Annotated in this window: 13 protein-coding genes; 12 read left to right on the forward strand and 1 reads right to left on the reverse strand. The window is 65.8% G+C overall.

Annotated features, from left to right (window positions below; all coding sequences use genetic code 11):
* Nucleotides 1–27 precede the first annotated feature (27 nt).
* The 7 genes from pdxR to XH87_RS32235 all read left to right on the forward strand — a co-directional run bounded on the left by pdxR (nucleotide 28) and on the right by XH87_RS32235 (nucleotide 10,282).
* Nucleotides 28–1,572 (forward strand): MocR-like pyridoxine biosynthesis transcription factor PdxR, encoded by a 1,545-nt coding sequence (pdxR, locus tag XH87_RS32205; protein WP_271590342.1) that lies wholly within the window; start codon nucleotides 28–30, stop codon nucleotides 1,570–1,572.
* Nucleotides 1,573–1,999: 427 nt separating this feature from the next.
* Nucleotides 2,000–4,009 carry a hydantoinase/oxoprolinase family protein gene (locus XH87_RS32210; protein ID WP_271590343.1) on the forward strand — a complete coding sequence of 670 codons (2,010 nt, stop codon included), beginning with the start codon at nucleotides 2,000–2,002 and terminating at the stop codon, nucleotides 4,007–4,009.
* Complete coding sequence (locus XH87_RS32215; RefSeq protein ID WP_271590344.1) at nucleotides 4,006–5,586, forward strand: hydantoinase B/oxoprolinase family protein; 1,581 nt, start codon at nucleotides 4,006–4,008, stop codon at nucleotides 5,584–5,586. The genes XH87_RS32210 and XH87_RS32215 overlap by 4 nt, the downstream gene beginning before the upstream one ends.
* An 11-nt stretch (nucleotides 5,587–5,597) precedes the next feature.
* Nucleotides 5,598–6,893, forward strand: coding sequence for a class-III pyridoxal-phosphate-dependent aminotransferase (locus XH87_RS32220; RefSeq protein ID WP_199762918.1), 1,296 nt, complete (start codon nucleotides 5,598–5,600; stop codon nucleotides 6,891–6,893).
* Nucleotides 6,890–8,572 (forward strand): long-chain-fatty-acid--CoA ligase, encoded by a 1,683-nt coding sequence (locus XH87_RS32225; protein WP_271590345.1) that lies wholly within the window; start codon nucleotides 6,890–6,892, stop codon nucleotides 8,570–8,572. Before XH87_RS32220 ends, XH87_RS32225 begins: the two co-directional genes overlap by 4 nt.
* Before the next feature lie 112 nt (nucleotides 8,573–8,684).
* Nucleotides 8,685–9,617 (forward strand): N-carbamoyl-D-amino-acid hydrolase, encoded by a 933-nt coding sequence (locus XH87_RS32230; RefSeq protein WP_271590346.1) that lies wholly within the window; start codon nucleotides 8,685–8,687, stop codon nucleotides 9,615–9,617.
* 5 nt (nucleotides 9,618–9,622) lie between these two features.
* On the forward strand, nucleotides 9,623–10,282 hold the full coding sequence (locus XH87_RS32235) for a flavin reductase family protein (RefSeq protein ID WP_271590922.1): 660 nt from the start codon (nucleotides 9,623–9,625) through the stop codon (nucleotides 10,280–10,282).
* Here the strand turns inward: XH87_RS32235 and XH87_RS32240 are convergent.
* Nucleotides 10,279–10,941, reverse strand: coding sequence for an aspartate/glutamate racemase family protein (locus tag XH87_RS32240; protein WP_271590347.1), 663 nt, complete (start codon nucleotides 10,939–10,941; stop codon nucleotides 10,279–10,281). The genes XH87_RS32235 and XH87_RS32240 overlap by 4 nt on opposite strands.
* Nucleotides 10,942–10,997: 56 nt before the next feature.
* Between XH87_RS32240 and hydA the strand changes: the two genes are divergently transcribed.
* The 5 genes from hydA to XH87_RS32265 all read left to right on the forward strand — a co-directional run bounded on the left by hydA (nucleotide 10,998) and on the right by XH87_RS32265 (nucleotide 17,358).
* Nucleotides 10,998–12,467, forward strand: a complete 1,470-nt coding sequence (gene hydA, locus XH87_RS32245) for a dihydropyrimidinase (protein WP_271590348.1) — start codon at nucleotides 10,998–11,000, stop codon at nucleotides 12,465–12,467.
* Nucleotides 12,468–12,483: 16 nt separating this feature from the next.
* Nucleotides 12,484–13,458, forward strand: a complete 975-nt coding sequence (locus tag XH87_RS32250; RefSeq protein ID WP_271590349.1) for an NAD-dependent epimerase/dehydratase family protein — start codon at nucleotides 12,484–12,486, stop codon at nucleotides 13,456–13,458.
* Between the two features lies 1 nt (nucleotide 13,459).
* Entirely contained in the window at nucleotides 13,460–14,209 is a 750-nt protein-coding gene (locus XH87_RS32255; RefSeq protein WP_271590350.1) for an SDR family oxidoreductase, read from the forward strand.
* Nucleotides 14,206–15,642: an NAD(P)-binding domain-containing protein gene (locus tag XH87_RS32260; RefSeq protein ID WP_271590351.1), complete on the forward strand. Its 1,437-nt coding sequence runs from the start codon at nucleotides 14,206–14,208 to the stop codon at nucleotides 15,640–15,642. The genes XH87_RS32255 and XH87_RS32260 overlap by 4 nt, the downstream gene beginning before the upstream one ends.
* Nucleotides 15,643–15,738: 96 nt before the next feature.
* A complete protein-coding gene (locus XH87_RS32265; protein ID WP_271590352.1) occupies nucleotides 15,739–17,358 on the forward strand; it encodes an ABC transporter substrate-binding protein in 1,620 nt (539 codons plus the stop codon).
* Nucleotides 17,359–17,385: the final 27 nt, after the last annotated feature.

The raw sequence follows: 17,385 nt of genomic DNA on the forward strand, positions 1-17,385 counted from the left end.
ATATCTGCATTGCGCGGCGGGCGAGACATGAACAGCAGCCGTCATCCGGGCAAGCGCGTGTCCCTTGCCGGGATGCATATCGACCGGACCTCCGCGGTGCCGCTGCATTTGCAGATCGCGAAGCATATCCGGGACGGCATTCTGTGCGGCGCCTTTCCCTCAGGAACGCAATTTCTCGGTTCGCGCGAGATCGCGCGCGAACTGGGTTGCTCGCGGACCGTGGTGCTGACGGCATGGGATCTGCTCTACGCCGAGGGCTATCTGGAATCGACGCCGCGCGGCAGCGTCATGGTGGCATCGGTAGCCTCGCCACATGCGGAGCCGTCGTCCGCGTCGTCCGCGGCCAGGCCCGCCCACATGTCGGAGCGCTGGCGGTCGCTGCTGGCCTTCGACTACGAGACCAACTGGCCGTCGGAGTTCAGTCCGGGTGCGCCTGACATTTCAACCTTTCCCTTCAAGGATTGGTCGCGCCTGCTGCGCCAGGCCTGGCAAAATCCAAGAGAGCAGGAGTGCCTCGATCTTCCGCCCGAAGGCCATCCGCGATTGCGGAGCGAGATCGCGAACTTCCTCGGCTCCGTGCGCGGTCTCGTCTGCTCGCCGGAAGAGGTCGTCGTCACCTCCGGCACGTCGGGGGCGCTGGATTTCTGCAGCCGGATGATCCTCGACCCCGGCGACGAGGTCTGGGTCGAGGAGCCCGGCTTCGTCGAGGCGCGATGGGCGCTCACCGCGGCCGGCGCAAAGCTCGTTCCGATTCCAGTCGACGACAAGGGGCTGGTCGTCTCGGAAGGAATTCGGCGCGCACCACGCGCGCGGCTGATCGTGGTCACACCATCGCATCAATATCCGCTCGGGGTCAGCATGGGCCTGGAGCGCCGGCTCGAGCTTCTCGATTGGGCGAACAAGAACGACATCTGGGTCATCGAGGACGACTACAATTCGGAATTCAGGCATCAGGACAGCATGATCGCCTCGCTGCGTTCGCTCGATCGCGAGGGCCGGGTGATCTATTTCGGCACCTTCTCGAAGATCATGATGCCGAACCTGCGGCTTGGATACCTCGTCGCGAACAGGCATTTCATCGAGGGATTCGCCAAGGGCCGCGCACGCATCGACGTACACACCTCCGGCATCGGACAGCTCGCCCTGGCGGAGTTCATGCGGGAAGGGCACCTCCTGAGGCACCTGCGCGCAATGCGGCGGGTCTATGCTGCGAGGCGCAAGGCGCTGATCGACGCGATCGGAGCGCTGATGCCGGATGATCTGACCGTGTCCTCCGCCGTCACCGGCCTGCACCTGGTGGCGCTGTTCACCGATGCAATGCGGGCACGGATGAGCGATCGCGAGGCGGTCGCGGTCCTGAAGCGGGCCGGCATCCATGTGCAGCCGCTGTCGCAGAATTTCCTGGAACAGCCCACGCGGCAAGGCCTGGTGTTCGGCTACGGGCGGCTGCACGTCGAGGATGCCGCTCCGCTGCTTGCGAGGATCGCAGCCTGCATCGGCGGCGCTTCTCGCAACGCACCATCGGACCGGGCGGTACGCTCCCTTACTGATCGTACAATAAAGAGAAGCTGAGCCGAGCGCCCTGCATAGCTCATGGGCATCCGGAGATTCCGCGCGGCCGCCTGACCGCCTGCAAATTAGACAACTGGTTCCAGTCGTTCGGATTGCGGTGCAAGAGGCATCACGATTTGCTCAGAGAAATCCGTGATGCGTTGCACGTTACCGGCGTGCAACGGTGCGCGATCGCGTGCTGTCTGTGCAGGCACTGTTGCACCAAAACGTGCATCTGATGGCGCGGCGCGCTGCGCCGGCTATTTGCTGGCCCAGCGAATTGCGACAACTCTGGCCCTATCGGAGGCCACCGCTCTGTCGCACGCTCCCAGGCGGTGGCATGACAGGGGATGCATGATGAGCGCTCTCGGTTCGGCATTCGACGTTGCGATGGACGAGAAGGACCCGGCGTCCGGTTCGGGCCTCACGCGTAGCTGACCCCCAAGACATGAGCGCTTTCGAAGATCACTGGGAAGTCGGCACCGATATCGGTGGCACCTTCACCGATATCATCGCCATCAGGCGCGATTCCGCGGAGGCCCGGATCGCAAAAGTGCCGTCGCGCCCGCAGGCGCCGGTTCAGGCGATGCTGGAGGCGATCGAGGCGGTGGGCCTGCGCAAGAGCGAGGTCAAGCGCTTCGTCCATGGCACCACGCGCGTCACCAACGCGATCGTCGAAGGCCGGTTGCCGAAGGTTGCGCTGGTCGCGACCGAAGGCTTTGCCGATGTGCTCGAGATCGCGCGCTATCGCCGGCGCGATCTCTATCGGCTCGACATTCCGCCGAAATCGCCGCCGCTGGTGCCGCCCGAACGCTGCTTCGGGCTTGCCGAGCGCCTTGATCACCAGGGCCGGGTGCTGAAGGCGCTGGAAGAGGCGGAGATCGAGCGGCTGGTGGCCTGGCTGAAGGAGACCGGCGTACAAAGCGTTGCGGTGGCCTTGCTTCACGCCTATGCCAATCCGGTCCACGAGAAGATGCTTGGCGAGCGCCTCGAGGGCGTCGTCGCGCATGTCTCGCTATCGCACGAGGTCAACCCCGAGGCACGCGAATATGAGCGGACCTCGGCAACCGTGTTCAACGCCGCCGCGATGCCGATCGCGGTCGAATATCTCAGCGAGCTGGAGCAGCGGCTGCCGATCGGCCCCGGCCTGCAGGTGTTTCATTCCGCCGGCGCCATGATCCCGATCTCCGCGGTGAAACGTCGGCCGCTGGTGATGGCGATGTCGGGCCCGGCGGCCGGCGTCTCGGCCTCGGTCAGCATCGCGCGCCAGCTCGGGACGTCGCGCATGCTGACCTTCGACATGGGCGGCACCACGACCGACGTCTGCCTGATCGTCGACGGCCAGGCCGAGATGACCGACGGCCGCATGCTCGGCGACAAGCCGTTGCGCCAGCCGATGCTGGCCGTTCATTCCATCGGCGCGGGCGGCGGATCGATCGTGCGTAACGGTCCCGGCGGCCTGACGGTCGGGCCGGAGAGTGCCGGCTCGGAGCCGGGGCCGGCCTGCTACGGCCGGGGCGGCACGGAGCCGACCATCACGGACGCCAATGCCGTGCTCGGCTATCTCAATCCCGAGACCAAGCTCGGTGAGCGCATTGGCATCGACGTCGAGGCAGCCAGGCGTGTCGTAGCGCCGATCGCGCGCGCGCTCGGACTGAGCCTGACGGAGACGGCGCTCGGCATCATCAAGGTCGCGAATGCGACCATGGCCCGTGCGCTCCGCCGCGTCACGGTCGAGCGCGGCATCGACGGGCGCGACTGCACGCTGCTCGCCTTCGGCGGCGGTGGCCCGATGCATGCCGCGGGTCTCGCCGATCTCTACGGCATAGCGCAGGTCGTCGTACCCGGTGCATCCAGCGCCTTCTCGGCGCTGGGCTGTCTCACCGCCGATTTCAGCTTCCTCCAGCAGCAGACTCTTCGCGCCGCCCTCGACGGCATCGATCTCGCACGCGTATCGGAGCGTATCGAGGCCTTGATTACCGATGCCTCGGCGCCGCTGCTCGCCAATGGCGTTGCCAAGGCGGAGATCCAGGTCGAGCCGGTGGCCTTGATGCGCTACGCGGCGCAGAACGATGCCATTCCGGTGCCCTTCGCCTTGCCGCTGGATGTGGCCAAGCTGAAGCAGGATTTCCTGACGCGGCATCACGAGCTGTTCGGCTATGCGACCGGCGAGCCCTGCGTCATCGAATCCGTGCGGGTGCAGGCCCGCCGCCCGTCGACAACCGTCGTGAGCCGGCCGGCGACGGCGGCGAGGGCGGTGTCCATAGGCACGCGTGTCTGCTCGTTCGACGGTCTCCACGAGACGGCGACGGCGATCGTCGACCGCGCCTCGCTGACCGAGATCGTCAGCGGCCCGGCGATCATTGAAGACGCCTGGTCAACCGTGGTCGTTCCGCCCGGTTGGCAGGCGGAACCTGACGTCACGGGCAATCTGTTCCTGACGCGGAGGAGGGCATGAAGCTCGATCCATTCGTTGTCGAGGTCATCAGGCACGGGCTCTCTGCCGCGGCCGAGGAGATGAGCCTGGTGATGACGCGCTCGGCGCGCTCACCGCTGCTCCGCGAGGCCGGCGACCTGTCGTCCGCGATCACCGACGGACGCGGCGGCCTGGTCGGCCAGGGTCGCGACATCCCGATCCATCTCGGCGCGATGGCCTACACCATCCCCGAATTGCTGAAGGTGGTGCCGCGCGACAGCCTGAACGACGGCGACGTGCTGATCTACAATGTCGGCGCGCTCGGCGGCAATCACCTCAACGACGTCAAGGTCGTGCGGCCCGTCTTCTTCGAGGGCGAGATCGTGGCGTTCGCGGTCAGCCTCGCGCACTGGCCCGATATCGGCGGCACCTGGCCCGGCAGCTATTTTGCCAAAGCGGTCGACACCTTCCAGGAGGCGATGCGCATCCCGCCCGTGCTGATCGCGACCGCGGCCGGCGTCAATGCGCCGATCGTGCAGCTGCTGAAGGCCAATGTTCGCGACTCCGAATCCTGCGAGGGCGATCTCCTCGCCCAGATCGCGGCGACCAAGGCCGGCGAGCGGCGCATCGTCGAGCTTTGCCGCGAGCACGGCAAGGCCATTTTCATGGCGACGCAGTCGCGCCTGCACGATCTCTCCGAAATCGAGATGCGCGAGGCGCTGCGCGACCTTCCGGACGGCGTTTACGAGGGCGAGGACTACCTCGACGACGGCAGCGCCAACAACGCGCCGGCGCGCATCCATGTGAAGATCACCATTCGCGGCGACGAGGCGACCTTCGACCTCTCCGGAAGCTGCGACCGCGTCTCCAATTTCTGCAACACCACGCCGTTCATGGCGCGCTCGGCGGTCGCCTATGCCGCGCGCATCATGAGCGGGCGCGACATGCAGCAGAACGCCGGTGCGCTCAGGCCTTTGACCATCGTCACGCGTCCGGGCTCGATCCTGGAGCCGGGTTGGTCGGCGTCCGTCGCCGCCGGCAACCATGAGACGTCCATGCGCATCGTCGATGCGATCTTTCGCGCCATGCAGGACACCATTCCGGAACGCCTGTCGGCCGGCGGGGCGACCACTGCGGGTGTGCTGTTCTTTGCCGAACCGCGACCGAACGGATCGTGGAAGATGCTCTACGAGGTTCACGGCGGCGGCGAAGGTGCGCGCCACGATCGGGCCGGCATCTCGGCAACCCGGGTGCATCTGTCCAACACCTCGAACACGCCGGTCGAGGTGATCGAGGCGAACTACGCGATCCGGCTCGAGCAGCAGGCCATCCGCCGACGATCCGGCGGTGCGGGGGCACATCGCGGCGGTGACGGCTCGGTCCGTACCTACCGCATCCTCGCCCCCTCCATGCATCTGACCACCTGCATCGAGCGCATGGTGATCGCGCCTTGGGGCATGCAGGGCGGCGAATCCGGCAAAGCCTGCCGAATTTCGCTTGTCAGGCAGGGCGCCAACGTCGCGATCGACGGCAAGTCGAATCTGGTGTTGCAGCAGGACGATCTCGTCACGATCGAGATGTGCGGCGGCGGCGGCTATGGCGCGGTGGCAGCAGGGTGAGGGGACCAGCGATGAGCAGATTGTTGCGAACCGGCCTGAATGCGGGCGACAGCGCGCCGATGGCCGTGGTCGGCGGCGAGGGGGTCTATTTTCATCTTGCGGACGGCCGCAAGCTGATCGATGGCAGCAACACCGGTGGCGGTCTCGGCCATCGTCATCCCGCGATGGTGGAGGCGATCCGGCGCGCCGCCGACACGCCGGTCGTGAACGAGGGATGGACCTGGGTCGGCCGCGAGCAGGCCGCCGACGATCTGATGGCGACTGCCTTCAAAGGCGAGCAGGACTGGGTCGGCGCGGTGCGCTTCTGCATCAGCGGCAGCGAGGCCAACGACATGGCGCTCTCGCTCTGCCAGGCGCTGACGCAGCGCTCGGCGCTGGCGACCCGCGAGCGCGCCTATCACGGCATCACCGGCCTATCGCGCAGCATGACGGTCCAGCCACAATGGCACGGCGGCCTTGCGGTGCACTCGGGCGGCTCGAAGCTGCCGGCGCCGATGGCGCCGGTAAGGGTGCTTCCGGCCCCGGGTGGTGCGATCTATGGCGCACCGGCCAACAATACGCCGCCGAGCGAATATCTCGCCGATGCCGCGCGCGTGCTCTCGGACACCGCAGCGACCATCATCGACTACACCCAGGGCGGCATCTACTACGACGGCGCCTATCAGGACGAGGTGGCGCGCCGTGCGCGGCAGGCGGGCTCGTACTGGATCGCCGACGAGGTCGTCACCGGGGCTGGGCGCGCCGGCCGCTGGTTCGCATTCCAGGGCGCGCAGAGCCGCCCCGATATCGTGACGCTCGGCAAGTCGCTCGGCGGCGGCGCGGCCGCGGTGGCGGCGGTCGTGGTGTCCAAAGACATCGTCGAGCGGCTCAAGGGTACGAGCTGGCAGAACTATGGCACGCTGCGTGGCCATCCGATCAGCATGGCTGCGGTGAGCGCCTACCTGAAGGTCGTCGTCGACGACAAAATTCTGGAGCACGTGCAAAATCTCGAGAAGCTGTTCATCCGCCGCCTGCTCGCGATCGCGCAGAAGCATCCGAGCGTGCAGCGCGTCGCGGGGCAAGGGCTGCACTGGACGGTGGAGCTGCACGGGCCGGATTGGCGCTCGTGGTACGCCGACACGACCGAAGTGCCGATCGCCTCGCGCGTCGCGGAGCGGGCGCTCGAAGCCGGTGCGGTGATCGGCACCAGCGGCGAGCAGACCTCGCTGTTCCTGGCGCCGCCGCTCGTCATCTCCGAGCGCGAGGCCGACCAGCTTCTGGACGCGCTCGACCACGGCCTCGATATTGCCGACGAGGAGCACGGGTGAGCGCGGATCACGCAACGCTCCGCCGGTCGCCGGCCTGGCCGGCGGATGAGCCCTGGCATCTCGCGATGCCGGAGGGAACGCTCTACGACGCACTGGCGCGTGCTGCACGTGAACGACCGTCGCATCCGGCGACGGTGTTTTACGGCGCGAGCCTGAGCTACGCCGAGCTGTGCGACCGTGTCGATGCCATGGCAGGCTTCCTGCAAGGCGCCTGCGGCGTGAAGCGCGGCGACCGCGTCATGATCGCGCTTCAGAACTCGCCGCAATACGTCATCGCCTATTACGCGGTGATGCGGGCGGACGCCGTGATCGTACCGGTCAATCCCATGAACAAAACTGCCGAGATCGCATATCTCGCCGTGGACAGCGGCGCCAAGGTCGCGATCATCGGCAGCGAATTGAGCGATGTGTTTGCCCCGCTGCTGGGCGAGGCCATCAGGCATGCGATTGTCGCGCAGTATCGTGACGAGATTCCAGCCGCGACGCCCTATACGCTGCCATCATGCGTTACGGAAGCCGCGGCCGAGGTGCCGTCATCGCCGGGCTGGCATTCCTGGCCGTCCGCGATCGCACGAGGCTTGAAGCCGGGTGTGATGACCGCGGGGCCGGACGATCTCATGATCCTGCCCTACACGTCGGGAACCACAGGCAAGCCGAAGGCGTGCATGCACACGCATCGCAGCGCGCTGTTCACCGCCGTGTTGCAGGCGCGCTGGTATGGGCTCGCCGGCGACGACGTGATGACCGGCTTCATGCCGTTGTTCCATGTTGCGGGCATGCAGGGCTCGATGAATGCGGCCATGGTCACTGGGGCCACGCTGCTCTTGATGGCGCGCTGGGACAAGGATCTGTTGCCGGATCTGTTCGAGACCTATGGGGTGACCTTCTGGAACGCCGCTCCGACCATGATCGTCGACGTGCTCGCCAGCGCCCGCTTCCGCGACACATGCTTTGCGAAGCTCAGGGTTCTGACCGGCGGCGGCGCGGCGATGCCGACCGCGGTCGCCGAACGGCTCAAAGGGCGCTTCGGGCTCGACTTCGTCGAGGGTTACGGCATGACCGAGACGATGTCGCCGACCCATCTCAATCCGATGGCGGCGCCGAAGCGACAGTGTCTCGGCATTGCCGTGCAGGAGACCGACGCAAGGGTCGTCGATCCCGAGAGCCTGATCGAGCTCGGCGACAACGTGGTCGGTGAAATCGTCGTGCACGGACCGCAGGTGTTGCAGGGTTATTGGAACAGGCCGCAGGCGAATGCCGAGGCCTTCATCGAACTCGACGGCAAGCGGTTTCTGCGTACGGGCGATCTCGGCTTTCGCGATGCAGAATGCTATTTCTTCGCCGTCGATCGTCTGAAGCGGATGATCAATGTCAGCGGCTTCAAGGTGTGGCCGGCCGAGGTTGAGGCCGCGATGTATCAGAACCGCGCTATCCGGGAGTGCTGCATCATTTCGACGCCGGACGACTACCGCGGCGAGACCGTCAAGGCGCTTGTCGTGCTGGAAGAGGCGGCGCGGGCAACAACATCGCCCGATGACATCGTTGGCTGGGCGCGCGGCGCGATGGCCAGCTACAAGGCGCCGCGCACGGTCGTCTTCGTCGACCAGCTCCCGCGCACCGCGAGCAACAAGATCAATTGGCGACTGTTGCAGGACGCCGAATGGGGGCGAACGGCATGAAAGCTGCTTGGCTGGAAAACGGAGGCAGGGCAGCGTTGTGCTGCCGGTACGTCCTTGAAGCTGCGATCCCCAGCCTCGCCAGGAAATTCGTGAAGAGATCAGGAATTCGCTGATGCGCATCGTCAACGTCGCCGCCGCCCAGATGGGGCCGATCCAGAGAGCCGACAGCCGCGAGGCCGTGGTCAAGCGCATGATCGCGCTGATGGACGAAGCGAAAGCCAATGGCGCCGACCTGATCGTCTATCCCGAATTGGCGCTCACGACGTTTTTCCCGCGCTGGTACGTGGAGGACCGCGCCGAATTCGACATCTGGTTCGAGCGCGAGATGCCGAATGAGGCGACGAGGCCGCTGTTCGAGCGTGCGGCGCAGCACGGAATCGCGATGAATTTCGGCTATGCGGAGCTGACGCCGGACGGCCATCATTTCAACACGGCGATCCTGACCGACAAGTCCGGCAAGATCGTCGGCAAATACCGCAAGGTTCATCTGCCGGGCCATGTGGAATACGACACCAGGCGTTCGCACCAGCATCTGGAGAAGCGTTATTTCGAGCCGGGCGATCTCGGCTTCAAGGTCTGGCGCGAACTCGGCGGCATCATCGGCATGGCGATCTGCAACGACCGCCGCTGGCCCGAGACCTATCGCGTCATGGGCCTGCAGGGCGTGGAAATGGTGCTGATCGGCTACAACACGCCATCGGTGAATGCCGAGAAGAGCGAAGAGGGCGTCGAAAAGCGCCTGTTCCACAATCGCCTCTCGGTGCAGGCCGGCGCCTACCAGAACGCGACCTGGGTGGTCGCGGTGGCCAAGGCCGGCAATGAGGACGGCCACCCGCTGTTCGGCGGCAGCCTGATCGTCGATCCCAACGGCGAGATCGTCGCCGAGGCCAAGACGGACGACGACGAGGTCCTGGTCCACGCCTGCGATCTCGATGCGACGACCTTCGGAAAGACCACGATCTTCGATTTCGCCCGCCATCGCCGCATCGAGCACTACGGCCTGATCACCAGCCAGACCGGCGCGGTGCCGCCGCCGGAGACGTGATGCCGATGGCGGACAAGGGCATATCACTTCGCGAACTGGATCCGCGCGATCGCTACAAGCTGCTCTGCGGCGTGGTGGTGCCGCGGCCGATCGCGCTGGTGACGACGCTGGACGCGAACGGCGCTGTCAATGCCGCGCCGTTCAGTTTCTTCAACGTGTTCTCGGAAAGCCCCGCGTTGATCGTGCTCGGGCTCCAGCACAAGCCCGACCACAGCCCGAAGGACACGACCCGCAACATCCATCGCGACGGCGAGTTCGTCGTGCATATGGTGGATGAGGCGCTGTCGGTGGCGATGAACGACTGCGCGGTCGATTTCCCCTCCGGCGAGAGCGAGATCGCCGCGACCGGGCTTGCCACGCTTCCCTCCGTCGATGTGAAGGTGCCGCGCCTCGCCACAGCGCCGTTCGCGCTGGAATGCCGCCGGCATGTGGTGCTGACCTTCTCGCCGGATCGCGAGCTCTTGGTTGGCGAGGTGCTCAGGGTGCACGTCCGCGAGGGCCTCGTCGATGCCGCCAACATGTATGTGGATCTCGATGCCTACCGACCGATCGGCCGCATGTTCGGCAATCTCTACACGACGCAGCGGGATACGTTTGCGCTTGTCCGCGAAAGCCATGCGCAATGGCTCGCGCGGCAGGACGCCAAGGAACTGAAGGACGCCTAGTGAGCCGAGAACTGCACCGTACCCAGCGCCATGGTGACGGCCGCCTGTGTCGGGTCGATCACGGGAATTCGCAGCGCGTCTTCGAGCGGACGGCGATGGCGCGCCATGCCGGCGCAGCCCATGACGATGGCGCGAGCACCGTCCTCGTCGCGCAGCGCGCGGCCGACCTCGATCATCTTCGCCAGCGTTCCCTCACCGTATGCGGTTTCCGCGACGCTCATGTTCAGCGGCCGTTCGCCCGCGAGCCGATCGGTCAGTCCCATCTGCCTGAGATAGCGCATATGGCGCGGGATCGATCGCTGGGCGATGGCGATGACGCCGAAGGTCTCGGCGCGAGCGAGCGCCGCCAGCACGCCGCACTCGGCAATGCCGAACACGGGGCGGTCGGTGCCTTCACGACACACCTGAAGCCCGGGATCGCTGTAGCAGGCGATGACGAAGGCGGCCGAGCTGTTGTCGCTTTCGACCAGCCGGCGCAGCGGCATGGCGACGCTGTCGACGTCGGCCTGGCTTTCGATACCGAAGGGACCCTCGGCCAGCGTCTGGCAGACGACTTCCGGCCCGCCCTCGAAGTCGAGCGGCTTCAACGCATCCTCCAGTCCTTGCGTGACCTTGTGGTTGGAGTTCGGATTGATGACGAGGATGCGCGGCCGGGACATGACGGTCTTCCTGCGAAATTACGATGTCGTGCCTTGAGCCTATCACGGAGCGCCTCATGACTGAACCCGCTTACGACCTGATCATCCGCGGCGGCCGCGTCGCCACCACCACCGACGTGTTCGAGGCCGACGTTGGCATCTCCGGCGAGACCATCGCGGCCATCGGCCGCGGGCTTCCGCAAGCGAAGCGCGAGATCGACGCGCGCGGCAAGCTGGTGCTGCCCGGCGGCGTGGACAGCCACGCTCATATCGAGCAATTGTCCGCCGCCGGCATCATGAATGCCGACACATTCGAGAGCGCGACGGTTTCGGCGGCCTTCGGCGGCACCACCACGGTGATCCCGTTCGCCGCCCAGCATGTCGGCATGAAGCTGCCGCAGGTGGTGGAGGACTATCACGCGCTGGCCAGGAAGGGTGCCGTGATCGACTACGCCTTCCACATGATCATCGCCGATGCCACCAGGGAGACGGTCGAGGAGCATATCCCCGCCCTTGTGAAGCAGGGACACGCCTCGATCAAGATCTTCATGACCTACGACCGGCTCAAGGTCGACGACGAGCCGCTGCTCGACATTCTGCTCGCCGCGCGCCAGTCCGGGGCGATGCTGTGCGCCCATGCCGAGAACCACGGCATCATCGCCTGGATGGTGAAGCGGCTGCTCGCGCGCGGCTACACGATGCCGAAGTACCACGCCGTCAGCCACGCCCGCGTGTCGGAGTCGGAGGCCTTCACCCGGCTGATCGGCATGGCGGCGCTGATCGACCAGCCGATCATGATCTTCCACGTCTCGACCGCCGAAGGCGCCAAGGTGATCCGCGATGCGCGCGGGCAGGGGCTCAAGGTATTCGCCGAGACCTGTCCGCAATATCTGTTTCTCACCGCAGGCGATCTCGACAAGCCCGGCTCCGAGGGCGCCAAATGGATGTGCAGCCCACCGCCGCGCACCCATGCCGACCAGGAGGCGCTGTGGCAGGCGCTCTCGCTTGGCGATCTCCAGACCATCTCATCGGATCACGCGCCGTATCGCTATGACGAGACCGGCAAGCTGCGCGCCGGTCCCAACCCGAATTTCAAGCAGGTCGCCAACGGCCTGCCGGGGCTGGAGCTGCGGCTGCCGCTGCTGTTCGACGCGATGGTGTCGAAGGGGCGGCTCGGCCTCGAAAAATTCGTCGAGCTGACCGCGACGGCGCCGGCAAAGATCTACAACCTGCATCCACGCAAGGGCTCGATCACGGTTGGCGCCGATGCCGATATTGCGATCTGGGATCCCGATCGTGAAGTCACGGTCGCGGACGAGATGATGCATGACCTCGCCGGCTACACGCCGTTTGCGGGCCGTAAGCTGAAGGGCTGGCCGGTGTCGGTGCTGTCGCGCGGCCGCGTCATTATCGACGGCAACAAGTGTCTCGCGTCCGCCGGCAGCGGAAAATTCCTCGCGCGCAGCGGCGGCGAGGCGGCAAAGCCGACGGGCCGGCTGGTCGCCGATATGGATCCGGAACGGAATTTCGGAGCGAAGCTGCTGTGATCGCGGATCGCGCGCAATGAAGATCGTCATCTTCGGCGGCACCGGCTTTGTCGGCCTCAATCTCGCCGAGGTGCTGCTCGCGCGCGGGCACGAGGTGACGCTGTATGATCGTGCGGCGTTGCCGCCGAGTGCGCAGCGATCTCTGGCCGACTACGGCGCTCGGCTTGAAGCCGTGCAGGGCGATATCGCCGACGTAGAAGCCATCGACGTCCTTGTCGCAAGGGGATGCGATGCGATCGTGCTGGGCGCGGCGATCACCGCAGGTGATGATCTCGAGCGGGCCTCGCCGGCGCGCGTTCTCGAGATCAACGTGATGGCGCAGATGCCGATCCTGCAAGCGGCGATCCGTCACGGCGTTCGCCGCGTCGTCAATCTGTCCTCGGCGTCGGCCTATGGTGCGGCGGGGTTGCGGTTCGAAGTTCTGGACGAGGAAACGCCCTGCGATCCCGTCTCGTTCTACGCCATCAGCAAGTTCACCTCGGAGCGCTCCGTGGCGCGTCATGCCGAGCTCTTTGGCGGCGATTTCCTGAGCGTGCGACTGAGCGCGGTGTTCGGTCCGTGGGAGCGGGCCGGCGCGGTGCGTGATACGCCCAGCCTTCAGTTCCAGATCCTGGCGGCGTTCGCCCGCGGCGAGCCCGCGATCATGCCGGGACCAGGGATCAAGGACTGGACCTACGCGCCGGACGCCGCCGAAGCCGTGGCGCTGCTGATCGAAGCCGAGCGGCCGCGCCACCGGCTCTACAACATCTCCAGCGGCACGGCCTGGTCTGCGTTGCAATGGGGCGAGGCGTTCGCGGCCTTGCATCCCGATCTGGTGTGTCGGCTCGCTTCTCCCGGAGAGAAGACCGTGATCAAGCTCCACGGCGGGGACCGTGCGCCGATGTCGGTCAAGCGGATGGCCGATGAGTTCGGCTGGCGCGCCCGGTTCGGCTGCGCGGAGTCGGCCGCCGCCATGAGCGCCTGGTGGATGCAGCACAGGGAGTGGATCTGACATGCGGCTGCAGGGACGCACGGCCATCATCACGGGCGCGGGCTCCGGCATCGGCCGGGCCAGTGCGAAGCTGTTTGCGGAGGAGGGCGCCAGTCTCGCTCTGGTCGATCGCGACGCCGCGGGGCTCGAGGAGACGCTTCGCATGGTGAGCGAGGCCACGACGCATGTCGGCGACGTCGGCGATGCCGCGTTCGCCGAGACCGTCGTCGGCGATGTCATCGCGCAGCGCGGCCGGCTCGATGTCCTCATGACTGCCGCCGGCTTCTCCTGCGGCGGCACGGTGCTGACCACGAGCGTGGAGGACTGGGATGCGGTGTTCCGCGCCAATGTCGGTGGCACCTGGCTGTGGGCGCGGGCGGCGGTGCCGCAAATGCAACGGCAGAACAGCGGATCGATCATCACGCTGGCATCGCAGCTTGCGATGGCCGGCGGCAAGGGCAACAGTGCCTATATCGCCGCCAAGGGCGCGATCGTCAGCCTGACGCGGACGATGGCGGTGGATTTCGCAACGGACGGCATTCGGGTCAACGCGATTGCGCCGGGTGCGATCGATACGCCGATGCTTCGCCGCAGCTTTGCCCGTCACGTCAATTCGGAGGAAGTGCGCGAGGCCTCGCGCAACCGCCATGCCATGAAGCGGTTCGGTCAGGCGGAGGAGATCGCGCAGACCGCGCTACATCTCGCCAGCGATGCCTCTTCGTTCACGACGGGCACCGTGATGGTGGTCGACGGAGGCTGGCTCGCGGCATGAGCGACGCGCTGGCAAAACTCGAAGCCGACATTCGCGCCGATCTCGACAAGATCGCGCATCCCGGTGCCGCATGGCTCGAACCGAAGACCGGGCCGGACGGCAATCCTGCGCTGGATGTGCTCATCATCGGCGCCGGCCAATCCGGCATCGCCATCGGCTTCGGCCTGATGCGCTCCCGCGTCAGCAACATCCTCCTGATCGACAAGGCCGAGGAAGGGAAGGAGGGCCCATGGCTCACCTATGCCCGGATGCCGACGCTGCGCAGCCCGAAGGATTACACCGGCCCCGACCTCGACATCCCGAGCCTCACCTACCAGTCCTGGCACGAAGCCCGGTTCGGCAAGGAAAGCTGGCAGACGCTCGATCTGATTCCGCGCGCGCACTGGGCCGAGTACCTGCTCTGGCTGAGGCGCACGATCGGCTTGCCGGTATGCAACGGCTGTGAGCTCCTGGAGATTGCGCCAGCGGCCGACGGCCTGCTCGCCGCGCGCGTGAAGCATGCCGAAGGGACGGAAACGCTTTATGTGCGCAAGATCGTGCTGGCGACGGGGCAGGAGGGGATGGGCGGCTGGATGATTCCGGAGCAGCTGGCGCATCTGCCGGCAAGCTCGGTCGCGACCGTCGCCGACGACATCGATTTCGAAGGACTTCGCGGCAAGCGTGTCGCCGTGATCGGTGCGGGCGCATCCGCTTTCGACAATGCGGCCACCGCGTTGGAGGCGGGTGCTGCCGAGGTGCACCTGCTGTGCCGCCGGACGCAGATCCAGGTGATCCAACCCTATCGCTGGCTGACCTTCCGCGGCTTCCTGCGCCATCTCAGCGATCTCGACGATGCCTGGCGCTGGCGCTTCATGCGCACCATCCTCGAAATGCGCGAGGGATTTCCGCAGGCCACCTATGACCGCTGCGCGCGTCATGCCAATTTCACGCTGCACGAGGGGGCGCCGGTGGAGGCCGTGTGCGTGACCGGCAAAGGCGTTGAACTCCGAACGCCGCGCGGCGCCATCACCGCGGATTTCGTCATCTGCGGCACCGGCATCGACATGAACTTCGCCGAACGCGGCGAGCTCGGCCGATTTGCCGGCAACATCGCCACCTGGGCCGATCGCTACCAGCCGCCCGAGGACGAGCGCAACCCACGGCTCGGCCGCTTCCCCTATCTCGCCGACGACTACGCCTTCACCGAGCGTGAACCAGGCAAGACGCCGTGGATCTCCGATATCCATCTCTTCGCCATCGCGTCCACCATGAGCTTCGGTGCATCGGGATCGTCGATCAATGCGATGACGACCGCCGTGCCCAAGCTGGTCCATGGCCTGACGCGCGGCCTGTTCCGCGCCGACGTTGAACGGCACTGGGCCTCGCTCAGCGCCTATGACGTGCCGCAGGCCGTGGTCACGCGGCCAGCGCGAACAATGGAGCAACCGCGATGATCATCCATGCCCCGCCACGGCGAAGATTGGCGCGCAAATTGCTTCTTTCTTGACCAGCCTTGCCGGCCTTCCTGCTCGAAATTCAAGGGAAAACGAATGCGTTTTGTGTCTTTCAGGTCCGCGACCTCAGTCCTTGCCATCACTGCGCTGTTGCTGATCGCGACCGCGCCTTCGCACGCGCAATCCAGAGCGGAGACGCTGCGCTATGTGACCGGCGCGTCGGTCAACACGCTCGATCCCAACATTCCCGGCGCGACGCGCGAATCCTTCGGGCTCAGCATGAGCACCTACGATCGGCTTGTGTCGTTCGGCCGCAAGCAGCTCAACGGCAAATGGGTGTTCGATCTCGACACGATCACGGGCGAGCTCGCCGAGTCCTATGACGTCAGTCCTGACAAGCTGAAGATCACGTTCCATCTGCGCAAGGACGCCAAGTTCCAGGACGGCTCGCCGGTGACGGCGGATGACGTGAAGTGGTCGCTCGACCGCTGCGTCACCGCGCCGATCCTCGGCAAGGCGCAACTGCTGACGGGGTCGCTGACATCCGCCGATCAGTTCAAGGTGATCGATCCCTTGACGATCGAGGTGACGCTGCCGAAACCCGACAAGCTGGCGCTGCCGAATCTCGCCACCGTCTATCCGATGATCATCAATTCGAAGCTGGCGAAGGAGCATGCGACCGCAGACGATCCGTGGGCGATGGCCTGGCTGAAGGAGCACACCGCAGGCAGCGGCGCCTACATCGTCGAGACCTTCAAGCCCGGCGAGCAGGTGACCCTCAAGCGCAACGAGGCCTGGAACCGCGGTTCTCCCGGCAGGCCCGCCTCCTTCAAGCGCGTCATCGTGCAATCGGTACCGGAGCCGGCAACCCGCGCCAATCTGGTCGAGCGCGGCGACGCAGATATCGTGCTCGATCTTCAGGCAAGCGACGTGCAGTCGCTCGAGGCCAAGGGCAAGTTGAAGGTGGTCTCGACGCCGCAATACAACGCGATCACGTTCGTCTCGATGAACAACCAGATCCCGCCCTTCGACAACGTCAACGTCCGCCGCGCCATCGCGTTCGCGCTGCCTTACGAGGACATGTTCAAGGCAGCCTTGTTCGGCCGCGGCGCGCCGCTGTACGGCGCCAGCTGGCCGGACGGCAAGCCGCTGAGCGGGACTTATCCGTTCCAGCAGCCGGTCAAGCTCGACCTCGACAAGGCAAAAGAATATCTCAAGGCCGCCGGCCTTCCGGACGGCTTCTCGACCACCTTCAGCTTCAATGTCGGATGGGCCTCCCAGGCGGAGCCGATGGCGGCGCTGGTCAAGGAGTCGCTCGGCAAGATCGGCATCAAGGTCGACATCCAGAAGCTGCCGGACGCGCAGATGTCGACGCTGATCAACGAGAAGAAGGTGCCCTTCTTCACCGAAGGCATCATCGCCTGGCTGCCGTCGACGGACTATTTCTACCGCAACTTCTATACTGGCAATCAGCGCTGGAATTACAGCTCGATCAACAATGCCGAGCTGTCGGCGATCGCCCAGGAAGCCCGGTTCGAGCCGGATAAGGCCAAATACGAGGAGGACGGCCGCAAGCTCAACGCGATGCATGTCGACCTGATGCCCCAGATCATGCTGTGGCAGCCGAACCAGGATGCGGTGATGGCGCCCTCGGTCGAGGGCTACATCTACGAGTTCCATCGTCAGGTCGACTACCGCAACCTCAGCCGCAAGTAATGTCTGAAGGCAAGAGAGGCTGCTAAG

The sequence above is a fragment of the Bradyrhizobium sp. CCBAU 53415 genome (genome assembly GCF_028128735.1).
In the GTDB taxonomy this organism is placed as follows: domain Bacteria; phylum Pseudomonadota; class Alphaproteobacteria; order Rhizobiales; family Xanthobacteraceae; genus Bradyrhizobium.